Genomic DNA, 13,937 nt, shown 5'->3' with positions numbered 1-13,937 from the left:
CGGCACCACGCGCCAGCTCCCGCGAAGCGGGTCGTCTAATCGCCCCTCTGTCAAGCCAGCAAAATCATTCGTTCATAACTGTTGCCATGCGTATGCCGGGTACAGGGTCGTCTACGCGGTCGATGCAAGTTGATCGCCGCAGGATGGGTTCCGTAGGCAAGATCTTCCTATGTTCGTGACGCAATCTGCTTATGAGGACAGTTGCTTCCCGCTTCGCGGAATGATCTCGGCCGCGTCCCGGCAGGGACGGCTCGGCACGCCCTGAAAGGGCGTTATCAGTGAAACGATGAGTGTTCTGTTAATGGCGTTGGTTTATTGGGTCAGACTGATACGGTGGTCCCGGCGTTTGGATCGAACAGTTCGCCCGTCTTCAGCATCGCGTGCATGATCACCGCTAATTTGCGGGCAAGAGCTACAGCCGCTCGCTTGAAACCAAGCCGCTCTTTTAACGCCAGCGCCCAAGTGCGTAACGTGTTCGTCTCCGTTGATCTGTTCAATATGACCGCGGCCGCCTCGTACAACAGCGTCCGTAACTTAGGGTCGCCACGGCGCGAGATGTGGCCTTCATAATCAACTTCCCCCGATTGATATCGCTTTGGGGTGAGCCCGACCCACGCCCCGACAGCGCGGGAGTTCTTGAAGTTGATCGAATCCTCCACTGCTGCTGCAAAGGCGGTAGCGGTGACCGTGCCCACGCCAGGCACCGAGGTGAGCAGACGGCAGCGTGGATCCGTGCCAGCCATCGCAACCAGCTGCTTGGTCAACTCCGCCACCCGAAGCCGAATATCGCTCCAGGCCTTAAGCAGCGGTAGGATGATGCGCGACAGATTGTCTTCGCCTTCCAGAAGCGTAACGACGTTGCGCTCAAAAACGCTGCCGGTGCCTTTGGGTATGACAAGCCCGAATGTCTTCATCAGCCCGCGTATCTGGTTCGACATCTGTACCCGCATCTTCATCAGTTGGCGTCGGGCGCTGATCAGCGTCCTCATCAACATGCTGTCAAAGCCTTTGACGCGCACCTCCCGATAAAAGCCCACCTCAGCCAAATGAGCCAGACCGTCGGCGTCGTTTGCATCGGTCTTGTTGGCAGCCATATCGAGGGCGGCCTTTGCATGGCGCGCGTCTATACAGATCGCGGGCAAACCCTCCGCAGTAAGCGCATGGTAAAACCAAACCGACAACGGTCCGGTCTCAAATACCACGCGCTTTGCATTCGGCGCGCGTTTGCGGATCACTTCGGCAAGCAGTTTGGGATCGGAGGCACACTTGCCGCGCCAAACGCGCTTGCCATCCTGACGAACCGATAGCGAAGTGTCTTTTAGAGAAACGTCGAGTCCGATATACTGATCCACGGTTGTCCTCCGTCTGATGCTGGGCCCGGTCCAAAATCGTGAGCCCGTTCTTCATCTTATCGGGGGGCAACCAACCTTCCAGTAATCTCGTGCTCCTGGCCCGCGGCCGGTGCTCCCGCGATTACGTCATGTTCGTCCAACTTGCGCTTATGGAAGGTCCGTGATCCGTGGTCCGGTCGGAGTAGAATGGGCATCCGCACGCTCATAGCTGTGCCGCGGTTCTGTTCGAACATGCTCGAAGGATTCGAACCCATGTTACCAATAAAGCTGAACCTGCGGGTGAACCCCTAATCAAACTTCAGCCAACCGCCGTTCGCAGACAGATTTTACAAGACCTTGAAGGCAAAAAAGCCTCTCACCGAGCCAGTTCAATTCCTCGTCCGTTACTTTGTAATGAGGCGAGTATCTTGCGTTCACATAGGCTTGGCGTAGCAACTCGAAGCAACGGCGGCTGAACTTGTCATCGCGCGGCCACGCCTCAATCAGTTCGGGGGCAATTTCTTCCGCATGGCCGCGCAGGAAATTGAGCTTGTGAGATTTCGGCGAATAGAGCGTCAACACGAGCAACGCGCAATGATATGCCCGCTCTGCGGCTTGATGGAGCGTGAACGCAGCGTCATTGCGCTCATCGTCCTCAAGGTATCTAGCGGCACCCCTCACGGCGCTCAAAACCTTGGGAAACCACAGATCAAAATATTCTTTAGCTTCCGCGAGGGCTTTTTCGGGCGCAAGCTTCTGCGGCGTAGCCAGCCCAAAGCCTTCCGCCTCATATAGCGCAATGCCCTGTTTGGCGATGTCGACGAAAAAGGGACGCCCATGTTCGAGCTGCTTATTCAGGTCCTTGAGACTATGCACGATTAGGCCCACCGGCGCGCTGAGGGTTCCCGTTATCGTCATCTCGCGCATCAGCCGGTCTTCGGCCGAGGCCCAATAATCCACTACATCCGTCAACCGCTCATCGTTCACGACGACCAGAATGTCATAGTCGGATTTGTAACCGCCGATGGGATCGTCCACCCAATCGCCACGCGCATAGGAGCCATAGAGGATGACCTTGAGGATGCGCGCCTTCTTTTTCCAAGGCGCGGTGCTCTCGCCAATGACGGCTGCAAATTCCTCAAACAGGATACGCATGACCTCTTGCAGCTCCTGCTGCTTGGGTGCCGGAAGATGGTCAAGGTCGGTTCGCATCACATTTTCACACTGTCGAGGGAAGCGCTGCAAAGCAAGGGGTTACGCGTCAGACTGAGTAAGCGGGGCAAACTCCCGGGCGGTCAGGCGGGAGCGGCGCTGACGAGGTCCGGCAGCCATGGAACGGATGGCGCGCCGGGAACGGCGAAGCGATCACCGAGGAATTGGTAGAAGGAGACGCCAAGCTTGGCACAGGTTTTGATCAGGCCGAGCATGATGTCGCGAGCGATCCGTCCTTGTTCGCTAACGGTGCCACCGGAAATTTTGCGCTTGGTGACAAAGCTGCGGATATCGTTTTCCGAACCGTTGGTATGCAACGGGATTTCGGGACGTGTCAGAACGCGCAGGAGATCGTTTTTCTGGCGGTAGAGGCGTGCCAATTGCCGATCGAGCATCACAAAGCCGGTTTTGCGGGCAAAGATCCGGTCAAAACGAACCCTGAGGGCACGGCCCCGTTTGGGATCCGGATGCTTTTGCCAGGCTTTGAGATCGGCGTAGAACCACCAGATCAACGTGCGGATGAGTTCGAGCGCTTCACGATCTTTCTTCGAGCGGGGATGGAGTTTGTGGACCAGCCTTTCTGCATGTACCCAGCACAACGCATGGTTGCTGCCGACGCGGAACTGACCGGCGCCATCGGAGACGATAGCTGTGTCGCCGAGCAGACCTTGTTCGCAAAGGGCGCCCCATAGCGCGCCTTCGGTCGCGACCTTGGTGGGATCGGGCGTGACGCTCAACTTGTCAAAGCCCAGCGCGCAAAGATGCGCCTGCCACGCCTCGGGGCTCTCAAAATGCTTGGCTTCGTGGGCTTCCAGCACGGCAATCGGTTCGGACGCGAGGTTCATCTCGCGCATTTTGGCTAGCGCTTCGTCGTTGACGACAAAATGGCTGATGCCCGCCTGAAGAAGATTGAGAAAATTGCGCCGCGATTTGGAAAAGCTGCTGCGAAACACCGCGAAGCGCCGATCCCCAAGATGGGTGACATACCCATTCTTGCGAGCATGCGGAGCGGAAGTGTCGTCGACATTGATCCATTGCGCCGTGGAAATCCCCGTGGCTAAAATCGCCCGATCTTCGGCAACCAGATCGTCGAGCCCACGGCTGAGCAGTCGTACGACCTGGCGTTTGGAAATGGCCAAACCCATCCCGTTCAACATCGAGCACAGCCGTTCGCTGGTGATCTGACCTTGGAAATGACCCGCCGTGATAAAGCGCCGTAGCTCGGGGCCAAAGCCTCCCAAAATGCCCGCCGGCAACTCTGCTGCGATCCGCTTACCATCAGGACCCCGCCAAATCTCGCGACGATAGCGGATGACGTCAACTTCAAGCCGAAGATCCTGCACCAAGACGTCTTCGTAACCCTTGAAACGTGAGCCATCAGGAACTGCCGCTTTCAGCGTCACATCCCGGCTGACGGTGAGCTTCGATTGCACCGCCCCACGCCTCCGCTTGCTCCGCTTCTTCCCCGGTGTCGGTGACGTCGACTTCTCCATCCCCGATGGCTTCGACTTGAAGCGGGGACGCGGCGGATCGCCCTTCAATCGCGCAATCTCGTCCCGTAATGCCTGGATCTCCAGCTTGTCAGCCGCCCTCTCGATCAGCAGATCCTGGTTCGTCGCTTCCAGACGGTCGCAACGCTCAACCAGCGCAGCAACAACCCGACGAATATCCTCCTCGCCTCTTGTACCGCCAATGTCGTTGCCCGAAGTCATCGGCAGTGTGAATCACGCCAAACCAACCTTGTCCAGTCCCCCTGCCCGGAAATTTGCCCCGCTTACTCAGACCGCTGTATGCGGCTCCACCGGCTTGCCCTTGAACGGCATGACCTTGATTTCGCCCTCACGCTTGCGAGCCTGCGCAATGTCATAGCTGTTCTGCATCCGCATGAGCGTGTCCATCGACACGCCGAACGCTTTCTCGATGCGCAGCGCCATTTCCGACGAAAGGCTTGCACGCTCGTTGAGCAGGGTCGAGAGGGTCGCCCGCGTCACACCCAACACTTCGGCCGCCGCCGTGACCGTCAGGTCCAGCGGCTCGATGATTTCATGCTTGATAAAACCGCCGGGATGGGCCGGGTTCTTCAAACGAATGCCTGCAATCGCACTCATGGCCACCTCCTAGTGGTAATCCTCATAATCAAGGTCGATGATCTCGATCTCATCACGGTCGATCCGAAACGTCATCCGCCAATTTTTCGTGACGAACAGGCTCCATGTTCCCTTGCGGTCGCCGGTCAGCAGGTGCGCCTTCCAGCTCGGCACGGTGCGCAATTCGTCCTCCCGCTCCATATCCTGGAGGAAGGACAGCATACGCCGGACCTTGCCGATGACCACGGGTTGCAGCCCGCTTTCATCGTCGTCCTCCATGAGTCGGCGCAATCCCTTGTGGATCACGTTTCTGATCTTCATATCGACCTCTACTCTTTAAAGTCGTTCGGTGTCAAGTGACGCCATACAGTACGGGCCGCGCATTATAGCCGGTTCAACCCAACATCCGCTCAATAGCAGCACCAATCTGCTCCGCAGCATCGAGCAGATGGGCATCGTCAAGATGGGCATAGCGCGCCGTCGACTGGATTTCGCTATGGCCAAGCAAGCGTCCGATCATGGGCAAGGTTTCTTGGCTCATGGCCGCATGGCTCGCGAATGTGTGCCGTAGGTCATGCAGGCGAACGCGGCGAAGACCCGCTTCGGCCTGGAATTCCGTCCAATAATAATCGACGGCCTTTAGCCGACGCCCATAGTTGCGGTTCCAGAACAGCCATGGGCTCCGCATATAGCGCGGCAAGCCGTCGATCAGCGCCCGCGCCTCATCCCCCAGCCAGACCGTGCGCGGCCCCGTCTTGCTGTCCCGCAGCTTGAGCCTGTTCCCTCGAACGTCGCGCCATTGCAGGTCCATGATCTCACCAGCCCGACAACCCGTCAGCAGCATGAGCGTGATCGCGGTCGCAGCGATGGGCCGAACCGCCTCGTCAGTGGCCCGTACCCTGGCGAGAACAGCACCGACCCGCTGCAACTCCTCATGGCTGAGGAACCGATCGCACCGGCGCGTGCGATTGAACCGGATGGACTTGCAGGGATTGCTATTCTCAAGCCGATAGCCCCACGCCTCAGCCTTGTTCATCATACTGCTGAGGATCGTCATCACCCGGTTCGCCCCACCGGGACCAAGGCGGTTGTTGAGGTCGGAAAACCAGCTGGCGACATCGGCCTCATCCAGTCCATCGATGGTCCGGTCGGGAAAGGCACGATCGAGATACAGCCGCCGATATTTATTGTGGGTGTCGAGGGTGGACGGCTTCCAGCGCGGAGACCAGCGCGTCCAATATTCCTCAAGGAAATCGACAAAGCCCGGCGCAGACCTGATCCTCTTGCGTTCCGCTGCCGCATCAAGGCCCAGCTGTGCGTAGGCAATAACCCGCCGTGACACGGTGGTCGCCTGGTGGCGGGACAGGACCGTTGCCGGACCAATGGTGACCGTCCGCAGGCGACCAGCCATTCGGGCCTGGACGATATAGACGTTGCGGCCGGAGGGATAATGGCGGATGCCAAACCCCTGCCCGCCAAGCCAGGTCGTTGTCCGCGCCTTGCCCCTTGGCAGGCGGGTGAAGTCGAATGCGACGCCCACCTCCGCCAATGCCTCGCGGACCACCTGCTTGAGTGCAAGCGCGGTCATGGGCGAAGCCCTATCGCCTGGGCGAGATTGCCGGAAATCCGCTGCGCCGCATCGGCAATGACATCATCGGATAGATGGGCATATTTGGCGGTGGTTTCGGGGAGAAGATGACCGAGCAACGCACCGATGGTCGCCAACGGAACATTGTCCATGATGGCGGTAGATGCAAAGCTATGGCGCAGGTCGTGAAGACGAACATCCGGCAACGCGCAAGTCCGCCGAAATCTGAACCACCAACTGTTCGGGTCCAGCGGCGCCGACCCATCCCGATTGGGAAAAACATAGGGGCAACCTTCCACCCGAGGCTGCATGTCCAGGATCGCAAGCGCCTGCCTGTTCAGCCAGATCGTCTTGGGACCGGTCTTGCTGTCGGGCAACGCCAGATGCGGCGGCCGCACCCATAGCCATTGCAGGTCGCGAATCTCGCTGATCCGCGCGCCGGTATATAGCAGCAGGCGAATCATGGCGACTTCGTCGGGATTGTCTGCCTCGGCTTCTCGCAATGCGGCCCCCATGCGACGATATTCGAGGGGCGACAGATAGCGTTCGCAGGCCTCCCGCTTGTATCGCGGCAACCCCCGCGCCGGGTTCGAGCCCTTGCGCCGCAAGTGAAGCGCTTCAGCATAGTCGAGCAGCGCCGAAAGGACCGGGACAGCGCGATTGTAGCTGGCCTCTCGGCACCCTGCGCACTCATCCCGCCAACGCCTGACATCCGCCGACACAATGTCGGCTAGGTGCATTTTCCCGAAATAGGGTGCTAGATCCCGACGCCAGGCAGCGTGATTGCGTTTGGCGGTGGACGGCTTCCAAAGCCGGATCATGTCGCACCAATAGGTGGCAACAAAGTCCGCCATCGTCGGACTGGCCTTGATCACCGTTCGCTTGGGTAAGCCATCCAGCGCCACGTCCGCCAGCAACCGCCGCGCCTTTGCCCGTGCCGTATCCGCATCGACTTCATTGGTACGCCCCAGGGAGACACGCTTCCGGGTTCCGCGATGCCTGACGCGGACACACCAATAATAGCGGCCCGTCGGCCTGACACGCAGGCCAAAGCCCGGCAATTCCGTATCCCAGATGCAATAGTCCGTCGTACGGAGCGGTAGCTTTCGCCGCGCAAAATTGCCGTCGAGATAGGCCCGGCACCCAAGCTTTTGCCCGTTGGGGACCATAAGACCATCATCGACAGCCGAATCCGCCTCGAAAGTCTCGGGAAACAGGGCGTTTTGGGGGACCCAATCGCCAGCGGGAGCAGCCGGACCCGCGGGCAGGTCGAGGAACTCAAATGGCGGTTTTATTGAACTTTTTTCCATACATGCACCATATGGTGCGTGGGGTGTGCTTATGCCTTGGGGATGATTCTGTGGCTTCTGGTCGTGCTGGTCGTGGCTCATAGGGGGATGGTTCGCGCTTCCGGCGGGGCAAGGTTCCGCCCGACGGGCGGAACAAGATAAGGGCGGCTGACAGGTGAATGGCGAGGCCATTGACGCGCAAAAAAGCGCTGAGAGAAAAGCCCCAGCGCGGGTCATCCGTCGGGCCTCCAGGACCGACGGTCCGGCAGGGGATCGACACCCGGCAGGGCGGAGACAAGGCATCGCCTTGGCTCCGTGAGCCTGGGTCGACGGCGTCCCTGAAAGGGGCGTCGGAGGCCCAAGCGAATAGAGCTCCGGTCGGCGGTGAGGAACGAACCGCCGAGCCGCCAGCCTTTCCCTTTGATCAGCTCGATTAGCGAGCGCCGAGGCGGCAATCCCCATCGCCACAGCAACGGCCGGGCGTGAGGGCCGAAGGCCGTCACGCCCGGTTCGTGGCGTATGGACAGTGGGAGATTTTGGTGGTCGAGAAGCCGATGCCGTGGACTTGGCATGGAGCTCGATCGCGGGTTATAGAGGGGGTGTCCGGAGCCCTATCTCATGGACAAGGAACGCCACTATGGCACGCACATTGGAACAGGAACGCGCCGCGATCGAGGCGGAGCAGCAGAAGCTGGCTGGTCGCATGAAGGCGCTTGAAGACAAGGAGCGTGAGGTCGCGATTGCGACCGTCGAGAGGTCGGGATTGCTGAAGGTCGAGGGGAAGAGGCTGACCAGCCTCATGGACCGGATCAGGACGCTCGGAATCGACGAAGTCCAGAAGCGATTGGGAAGCTGAAGCCACCACGGCGCGGCATCGGGCCGCGCCTGGTCATGGCGGGCTCGATGCCCGTCATGACCACATGTCCGACAGCAAAAAAAGGAGAGCCGCAGCCCTCCCCTGTCGTTCAATAATCATCCAGCAGTTTGCCGGTGACGGTATAGACGATCCGGTCGATGACGGTCATCGGCAGCGGATCATGATCGCCCTCGTCGAGGACGAGATAGCCGACCACTTCGTCGACGATGACATGCTGGTCGAAGAAGCTGTGCATCGCGCGGCGTTCGGCATTGGCGCACGCGGCGAAATAGGCGGCGTGATCGGCGCGGAACTGGTTCGTGATCGTCTGCATCATGATCCTCCTGTCTTGAAATGACAGGGTCAGTGCGCGCGGGCGGAGCGGGGTCGGGTCAAGGACGCGGGCCACCGGCCCGCGCCGCGAAGCGGGGAGTGGGGGAACCGATTTTCTCAGGGTTGGAACGGAGCGAAGCGCAGTGGAGGCCCTGTGAAAATTGGCGGGACCGCTCCTCCTTGCACGCGGCCCCGCTCCGCCTGGCACAATGGGAAGTCAGTGAGATTTTTCCTCTCGTCGGGAGACTCGGCCGATGCGTAGCGACGCGCGGACCGAAGGGGCCGTGCGGCACGCGAGCGAGCCATTCAGCTTTCGACCTCGCGGCAAAGTCGATTGATCGAAGACGACTGTTTCCGGCTGGACGAGTCCTTGAGCCCGATCATGGCGTCAATCTGATCCATAACCTCGTCATGAGGGATAGTCCGCCCGGCATCGACATCAGCCAGTCCCTGCTGAACAGCCTCAAAGATGCGGATTCCCCTGTCGACATAGGCAGTCAGCACATCTGCTGCGAGAGCAGCCCTGTCCCGTCGCATCGCGCGTGCGATCCGCTCCAGCTTTTCGGCGGATTCATCGCTTATGCTGATGGTCATGGTTGTGGCAGCAGTCATACACATTTCCCTTGGGGTCCACTGAATTGCATAGCTGCGTCAGCTTGTCTTGTCCTGCAAGTTAAGCCCATTCGAGGCGGGAAGACGCATCGGCGTTCCCCAGTTGGAGAAGCCGGTCGAGCCGCCCGAGGTAATCGGCGACGCCCGTCTCCTGACCGCGGCGTTTGACGGCAGGGTTGGTGATCCGCGCGCGGATGTCCGCGATAGCGATTTCCCCGACGCTATGGGGATGCAGGCCGAGGCTTTCGAGCAGCGCATAGGCATTGCCATTTGCCAGGTTGAGTTCCAGCCCCTGGTCCGACGTGAGTGCGACGCGCATCCGGATGCTGCGATCGGCATCGACACGGTAGACCATGACGCGCCGGCCACGGAACTGGGCCTCTTCAAGGACTGCAAGGACATCTGCATCATGGTCGAAAACCCACGCCACGCTCGCGAGTGCGAGCGGACAAATGCGCGCCTCGAAATGATAGCAGAGATAGTCATCGCCCCGCGCGTCTGGATGGAGCAGCACGATGCCCAGCCGGTCGCCCTGGGCGCGCAGATAGCGTTGGAATGCTCCGAGTTGGGGCGCCGTGATCTTGGCCATTGGACCTGACCGGTCATCGGCGTCGGTGGCGATGCGGAATGTGATGGACATGGGCTTTGCCTTCCCTTGTTGAGCCGGAAGGCCACTCCCCTCTTTCCTTTTTGTCTCCGTCGCAGCGGTGCCGACATGGGAGGGGATCCGGGCGCGAGATTCCCGAGCCTGGAGTTGGCAGACGTTGCTGTGCCTGCCGGATGATCTCCGGGTTCGGGCGACGCATCGCTCTCGCTATCCGGTTCGTCCATTTCGTCATCGCCTGCCGCCTTGGCCTCTGCCCTCTCCTGCTCTTCGAGCTGGGCTTTTTCTACCGCGTCGGTCTTGAGCGCAAAACACTGGGCGTTGGTGCAATAGCCATCATCGACATGGGTTTCGAATAGCGCGCGCTGGGCGGCCGAGTTGAACGGACAGGTCGTACACTCGCTCTTGTCGAAGCAGGCATCGGCGAGGCTTTGCGTGACGCGCATCAGCAATTCGCGGGTCTTGCCGATGTCGAGGCCGGCTTTGAGGATCGTATCGAGGGCCTTTTCCTGCTTGTCGGCCGGAACGGCGGCGAGCAACTCGGCGTGCCCGACCTTGATCCGCCGTTCATCGAGCGCCAGTTTGACCGCGTCCGCGAGGCCTGCAAGCGCGAGACGGCGATCCAGCTTTGCGCGCGACCAACCCAGGCGACGAACGGCCTCGGCGCGATCATTGTGACAGGCGGCAAGGACGCGAACAGCGGCATCGGCCTGCTCGGTTTCGGACGCATCGTCGCGCACATCATTTTCGTCGATGGCAGCTTCGAGCGCTTCCTGGTCGGTCATCTCACGGATGACGACGGGTATTTCCGCTTCGGGTCCAAAGGCTTCGAGCGCGGCCTTGTACCGGCGCCCACCTACGACAATCTCGTATGTGTCATCCGACGCCGATGCCGGCCGCACCAACATGGGCTGGATCATTCCCCGAAGGCGAAGGGATTCGACAAGTTCGTCGAGCTTCTTCCGGTCGAAATAGCGGCGTGGATTGTAACCGGGAGTGATGCGAGAGAGTGGGACCATGGCAGTCCCGGTGGGGCGCGATAGGGTCAAGGCGGGTCTCCTTATGGAACGGAACGGCATGCCTGCTCACGGCTGCGTGCCTTCTTTCCGGCGAGCCTCATGCTCACCCCTTCCACTCCCCCTTCCCTTTCAAACCCGGGCCACGCGAAATTGACGGGTCCAATCGTTCATTATATGTTCTTTCACGAAGGAGATTTGTCCGTGAATTATGAGAAGGAAATCCGCCGCTTTTTCGATCTCGACATCATGCTGCGCGACGCAGCGCTTGATCCTGAGATCCGTCCCACGCGCCGGATGATCGCCAATGCCTGCATCGGCATGTCGGCCAATGACGCCTATTATTCCGTGCGAGAGCTGCGCGAGGCGGCACAATGGGTCCATGAGGGAGAGCCAGCCGGCAAGGCGAAGCTCATGTCGGTGCTGTCGAACGATAATTGTGACGATTTCCAGCGCTGCATCTATTTCAGCCTGGCGGGCCGCGGCATCGTCGAAATGCTTGACGATCTCGAATGGCTGGAAGACCTCCTGGAGCGCCGGGGCCGCATCGCGAGCGAGCAGCTTCGCATGAACATCCCCACCCTGCCGATGGCGCAAGCCTATGTGGCCGATGAACCCGATGGCCCGATGATCGCGATGGATCGGGACTTCACGCAGGGCTCATCCTGGTGGATGGATGAGGCGCTGCGGCGCTGATCCTCGGCCTCGGCGAGAAGTTATGCTGGTTTGTGGAGCCGGCCGACCCTCTGAAGCTGCTGGTTGGCTTCAGCACATCAGCTCGACCTCGACATGATCATCCCGTGCAGGTGCGATCGATACCCGAAAAGGCTGAAACGCGTTGCCGGTACGGATGATGCTGACGGGCCGGACACCCTGGTCGAATATCTGCGAGGCGACCCGCTCGGCATTCTCACGGCTGCAAAGCGCCCGGCGTTTAGCAGAGAGGGGTTCAGGCAGAGCAGACATGACATAACCTCTTGCTGGCATAGGGTGTATGCTCATCGCTTCATGCGAAGACGGTTTCATCTCACTGTTCCGGCCGCTTGGTTCTCTGCCTATTGCTTTGTGGGCGATGCGAGGTCCAGGCGCTTAACCGCGCTGGCTTCGCAAGCCGCCTTGTGCAGTGCGGCCCAATCGTCGGGCGGATTGCCGTCGTCCAGCATCCCCTTGAAGACCTTGTAGGCGTCGGACCTCGCGCCATAGGTCCGCAGGGTCTTTTCGTCGTTGACCCACGCGAAGATGATAACCTTGGCGGTCGAGTCATAGCGGAAAAACAAGCGAAAACGGCCATTCCCGAACTTCGCCCGGAACCAGTGCTTGTAAGCTTCACCGAGTGTCGAACCCTGCCGATATGTCGTTGCCGTTGGATCAGCCGGGACAGCTTCAAAAACGAGCTTGCTCAACGCGGCCAAGAGTTTGGTATTCGCGTTTTTCCGATATTCGTCGGGCTTCTTCGCCTTCAACACCTCGACGGCCTCGGTCAGCTTTTCCAACTGATCAAGAAAGAGAGGATGCGCCAATATGGTCCAGCCATTGATAGTGAGCATGGCTAGATTGCGACATCCCCGTCGATCTCTGCGTCGAGGTCAACATCCATATCCCCAACGAGTGCCGCCATGCGATCACGCAGCGAAGCGGGCAGCGGGGCGATGGAGGTGCCCGGATGTCTGGTCATGTCGCGCGCCAGGAATTCGAGGAAGCTATCGACGACCGGATCGCTCACCTCTTCCGTTGCCTTCTCGACATAGACGCGGTGCGCATCATCGACAAAGAAGGCGATGCGCCCGCCATAATCCACGCCCAAGGCCTGTCTAACGGCCTTGGGGACGGTGGTCTGACCTTTGGCGGTGATAGTGCTTTCTTCTTTCAGCAACGCAGCCATGTCTGGCTCCCAACTTAATCCTACATCTAGGTAATGGAATTTCCTTACCTTGTCAAGAAGGCGACGTTTCGGGCGTCAAACCGATCGCCGCTGCCTGAGATCGCTTGCAATAATATGACGTCCAGATCGAGCAGCACCCCGCTACGCCCCCCCCGAAGGCGTCATGATGCCATGAGCGGGCGGTAGCCGGAGTCGTCGGCCATTTCCTCCGCCCAAACCGTCATCTGGAATTCGTCCAGTGTGATGCCGCATTCCTCGAGCATGCGTGCCGCCAACCACGGATGGTCTGCAACCGCGTCCACCAAATCATAGCGGTGACCGCGATAGCTTTCGAACCAAGTCCAGCGATCATCTTCCTGCATTGCGGGATCACGTTCAATCACGAGCAGGGAAGCGTCGAGTTTTAACATGGCTTCAAGAAGCTTTTCGCAATGTTCGACATTGAGAGTCTCCCTGGGTCCATGCTGACCGTGATAGCCCACCGACAGGTTCGTGCATTCGGGGATGATGCCGGCATATTCATTGGTGTCGGTAAAGACGCCGGTATTATCGGCTTCATATCGGAAGTCTGGATTGAGATCGTTGAGTCCTGATGCCAGGCTGACCGCAAAAGCATCCGAGCAGGTTCGCCCGTAGCTTTGATGCGTGATGACATCGCTGAAGCCTGCACGGTCGAAGGCAATGGCTGCGTCGATGCCCTTTAGCGTTTCAGGACTATTTCGTCGGATCCAGTCTGAGCCGAGACAGCCGCGTTCCTCGCCGCGATGGAACAGATAAAGGCCAGGGCGGTCGGCCGCGATCATGTTGAGCATGATCCACAGGCCGGCGCCGTCGTCGGCACCAAGCGACATGCCGGGCTTGCCGTCACACAATGCAACGATGCCACGCTCGTCAATCCAGACATCCTGTCGCCCGCCACGAGCCGCCACGGTATCGACGTGACAGCTCCACAGGACGCGAGGTCTGTCACCAATGGTGAGCATCCGATTGCCGAAGGCGTCGGCGGTCATGCCAGGAACTGTATCGAGATATTCCCGGCAGAAAGCGCGCTCAATGGCGCTGTCATGGGGGCGTGCCCAAGACAGGATTTCAAGTAGGCCGCTGCGGCCCGCAACATCATAGGTCAT

At 59.7% G+C, this 13,937-nt stretch carries 16 protein-coding genes and 1 pseudogene; 2 read left to right on the top strand and 15 right to left on the bottom strand.

Annotated elements, in window-relative coordinates; genetic code table 11:
• Positions 1 to 320: 320 nt before the first annotated feature.
• The 7 genes from HUK73_RS17015 to HUK73_RS16985 form a co-directional block, all read right to left on the bottom strand.
• On the bottom strand, positions 321 to 1,352 hold the full coding sequence (locus tag HUK73_RS17015; RefSeq protein WP_176592052.1) for an IS110 family transposase: 1,032 nt from the start codon (positions 1,350 to 1,352) through the stop codon (positions 321 to 323).
• A 291-nt stretch (positions 1,353 to 1,643) separates the two neighbouring features.
• A complete protein-coding gene (locus HUK73_RS17010; protein WP_176593201.1) occupies positions 1,644 to 2,543 on the bottom strand; it encodes a HEPN domain-containing protein in 900 nt (299 codons plus the stop codon).
• Between the two features lie 83 nt (positions 2,544 to 2,626).
• Positions 2,627 to 4,255: a transposase gene (locus tag HUK73_RS17005; RefSeq protein WP_218036409.1), complete on the bottom strand. Its 1,629-nt coding sequence runs from the start codon at positions 4,253 to 4,255 to the stop codon at positions 2,627 to 2,629.
• A gap of 66 nt (positions 4,256 to 4,321) precedes the next feature.
• On the bottom strand, positions 4,322 to 4,651 hold the full coding sequence (locus HUK73_RS17000) for a HigA family addiction module antitoxin (RefSeq protein ID WP_176593200.1): 330 nt from the start codon (positions 4,649 to 4,651) through the stop codon (positions 4,322 to 4,324).
• Between the two features lie 9 nt (positions 4,652 to 4,660).
• Positions 4,661 to 4,951, bottom strand: a complete 291-nt coding sequence (locus HUK73_RS16995; RefSeq protein ID WP_176593199.1) for a type II toxin-antitoxin system RelE/ParE family toxin — start codon at positions 4,949 to 4,951, stop codon at positions 4,661 to 4,663.
• Between the two features lie 73 nt (positions 4,952 to 5,024).
• The gene (locus HUK73_RS16990) at positions 5,025 to 6,218 is read right to left on the bottom strand and encodes a site-specific integrase (protein ID WP_176593198.1); all 1,194 of its coding nucleotides are present in this window, start codon (positions 6,216 to 6,218) and stop codon (positions 5,025 to 5,027) included.
• The gene (locus HUK73_RS16985; protein WP_176593197.1) at positions 6,215 to 7,387 is read right to left on the bottom strand and encodes a site-specific integrase; all 1,173 of its coding nucleotides are present in this window, start codon (positions 7,385 to 7,387) and stop codon (positions 6,215 to 6,217) included. The genes HUK73_RS16990 and HUK73_RS16985 overlap by 4 nt, the downstream gene beginning before the upstream one ends.
• Before the next feature lie 757 nt (positions 7,388 to 8,144).
• Between HUK73_RS16985 and HUK73_RS16980 the strand changes: the two genes are divergently transcribed.
• On the top strand, positions 8,145 to 8,363 hold the full coding sequence (locus HUK73_RS16980) for a hypothetical protein (RefSeq protein WP_176593196.1): 219 nt from the start codon (positions 8,145 to 8,147) through the stop codon (positions 8,361 to 8,363).
• Positions 8,364 to 8,472: 109 nt separating this feature from the next.
• Here the strand turns inward: HUK73_RS16980 and HUK73_RS16975 are convergent, their stop codons facing one another.
• The 4 genes and pseudogenes from HUK73_RS16975 to HUK73_RS16960 form a co-directional block, all read right to left on the bottom strand.
• Positions 8,473 to 8,697, bottom strand: coding sequence for a hypothetical protein (locus tag HUK73_RS16975; protein ID WP_176593278.1), 225 nt, complete (start codon positions 8,695 to 8,697; stop codon positions 8,473 to 8,475).
• 305 nt (positions 8,698 to 9,002) lie between these two features.
• Positions 9,003 to 9,308, bottom strand: coding sequence for a CopG family ribbon-helix-helix protein (locus HUK73_RS16970; RefSeq protein ID WP_176593195.1), 306 nt, complete (start codon positions 9,306 to 9,308; stop codon positions 9,003 to 9,005).
• Positions 9,309 to 9,369: 61 nt separating this feature from the next.
• The gene (locus HUK73_RS16965) at positions 9,370 to 9,948 is read right to left on the bottom strand and encodes a hypothetical protein (protein ID WP_176593194.1); all 579 of its coding nucleotides are present in this window, start codon (positions 9,946 to 9,948) and stop codon (positions 9,370 to 9,372) included.
• A gap of 110 nt (positions 9,949 to 10,058) precedes the next feature.
• A pseudogene (locus HUK73_RS16960) lies at positions 10,059 to 10,991 on the bottom strand (PRTRC system ParB family protein); the annotation flags it as partial.
• 186 nt (positions 10,992 to 11,177) lie between these two features.
• Between HUK73_RS16960 and HUK73_RS16955 the strand changes: the two are divergent.
• On the top strand, positions 11,178 to 11,624 hold the full coding sequence (locus HUK73_RS16955; protein WP_255326413.1) for a hypothetical protein: 447 nt from the start codon (positions 11,178 to 11,180) through the stop codon (positions 11,622 to 11,624).
• Between the two features lie 69 nt (positions 11,625 to 11,693).
• Here HUK73_RS16955 and HUK73_RS16950 read toward each other — a convergent pair whose 3' ends face one another.
• From HUK73_RS16950 to HUK73_RS16935, 4 genes are all read right to left on the bottom strand, one after another.
• Positions 11,694 to 11,894: a hypothetical protein gene (locus tag HUK73_RS16950; RefSeq protein WP_176593192.1), complete on the bottom strand. Its 201-nt coding sequence runs from the start codon at positions 11,892 to 11,894 to the stop codon at positions 11,694 to 11,696.
• 89 nt (positions 11,895 to 11,983) lie between these two features.
• Positions 11,984 to 12,475 carry a type II toxin-antitoxin system YhaV family toxin gene (locus HUK73_RS16945; protein ID WP_176593191.1) on the bottom strand — a complete coding sequence of 164 codons (492 nt, stop codon included), beginning with the start codon at positions 12,473 to 12,475 and terminating at the stop codon, positions 11,984 to 11,986.
• A 2-nt stretch (positions 12,476 to 12,477) separates the two neighbouring features.
• A complete protein-coding gene (locus tag HUK73_RS16940) occupies positions 12,478 to 12,810 on the bottom strand; it encodes a type II toxin-antitoxin system PrlF family antitoxin (RefSeq protein WP_176593190.1) in 333 nt (110 codons plus the stop codon).
• A gap of 161 nt (positions 12,811 to 12,971) precedes the next feature.
• Positions 12,972 to 13,937: a M28 family peptidase gene (locus HUK73_RS16935; protein ID WP_176593189.1), complete on the bottom strand. Its 966-nt coding sequence runs from the start codon at positions 13,935 to 13,937 to the stop codon at positions 12,972 to 12,974.

Origin of the sequence: Sphingobium sp. EM0848, from assembly GCF_013375555.1 — a bacterium.
Lineage (GTDB): Bacteria > Pseudomonadota > Alphaproteobacteria > Sphingomonadales > Sphingomonadaceae > Sphingobium.
The sequence above is the reverse complement of the archived record's forward strand: the minus strand, read 5'-3'. Positions and strand labels throughout refer to the sequence as shown.

What these genes read in the sequence shown, in the direction of transcription:
- HUK73_RS16970 (WP_176593195.1), bottom strand. Translation starts at nt 9,308, where the DNA reads ATGACTGCTGCCACAACCATGACCATCAGCATAAGCGATGAATCCGCC.
- HUK73_RS16975 (WP_176593278.1), bottom strand. Translation starts at nt 8,697, where the DNA reads ATGCAGACGATCACGAACCAGTTCCGCGCCGATCACGCCGCCTATTTC.
- HUK73_RS17010 (WP_176593201.1), bottom strand. Translation starts at nt 2,543, where the DNA reads ATGCGAACCGACCTTGACCATCTTCCGGCACCCAAGCAGCAGGAGCTG.
- HUK73_RS16935 (WP_176593189.1), bottom strand. Translation starts at nt 13,937, where the DNA reads ATGACCTATGATGTTGCGGGCCGCAGCGGCCTACTTGAAATCCTGTCT.
- HUK73_RS17000 (WP_176593200.1), bottom strand. Translation starts at nt 4,651, where the DNA reads ATGAGTGCGATTGCAGGCATTCGTTTGAAGAACCCGGCCCATCCCGGC.
- HUK73_RS16990 (WP_176593198.1), bottom strand. Translation starts at nt 6,218, where the DNA reads ATGACCGCGCTTGCACTCAAGCAGGTGGTCCGCGAGGCATTGGCGGAG.
- HUK73_RS16945 (WP_176593191.1), bottom strand. Translation starts at nt 12,475, where the DNA reads ATGCTCACTATCAATGGCTGGACCATATTGGCGCATCCTCTCTTTCTT.
- HUK73_RS16965 (WP_176593194.1), bottom strand. Translation starts at nt 9,948, where the DNA reads ATGTCCATCACATTCCGCATCGCCACCGACGCCGATGACCGGTCAGGT.
- HUK73_RS16995 (WP_176593199.1), bottom strand. Translation starts at nt 4,951, where the DNA reads ATGAAGATCAGAAACGTGATCCACAAGGGATTGCGCCGACTCATGGAG.
- HUK73_RS16940 (WP_176593190.1), bottom strand. Translation starts at nt 12,810, where the DNA reads ATGGCTGCGTTGCTGAAAGAAGAAAGCACTATCACCGCCAAAGGTCAG.
- HUK73_RS16980 (WP_176593196.1), top strand. Translation starts at nt 8,145, where the DNA reads ATGGCACGCACATTGGAACAGGAACGCGCCGCGATCGAGGCGGAGCAG.
- HUK73_RS17005 (WP_218036409.1), bottom strand. Translation starts at nt 4,255, where the DNA reads ATGACTTCGGGCAACGACATTGGCGGTACAAGAGGCGAGGAGGATATT.
- HUK73_RS16985 (WP_176593197.1), bottom strand. Translation starts at nt 7,387, where the DNA reads ATGGTCCCCAACGGGCAAAAGCTTGGGTGCCGGGCCTATCTCGACGGC.
- HUK73_RS16950 (WP_176593192.1), bottom strand. Translation starts at nt 11,894, where the DNA reads ATGTCTGCTCTGCCTGAACCCCTCTCTGCTAAACGCCGGGCGCTTTGC.
- HUK73_RS16955 (WP_255326413.1), top strand. Translation starts at nt 11,178, where the DNA reads ATGCTGCGCGACGCAGCGCTTGATCCTGAGATCCGTCCCACGCGCCGG.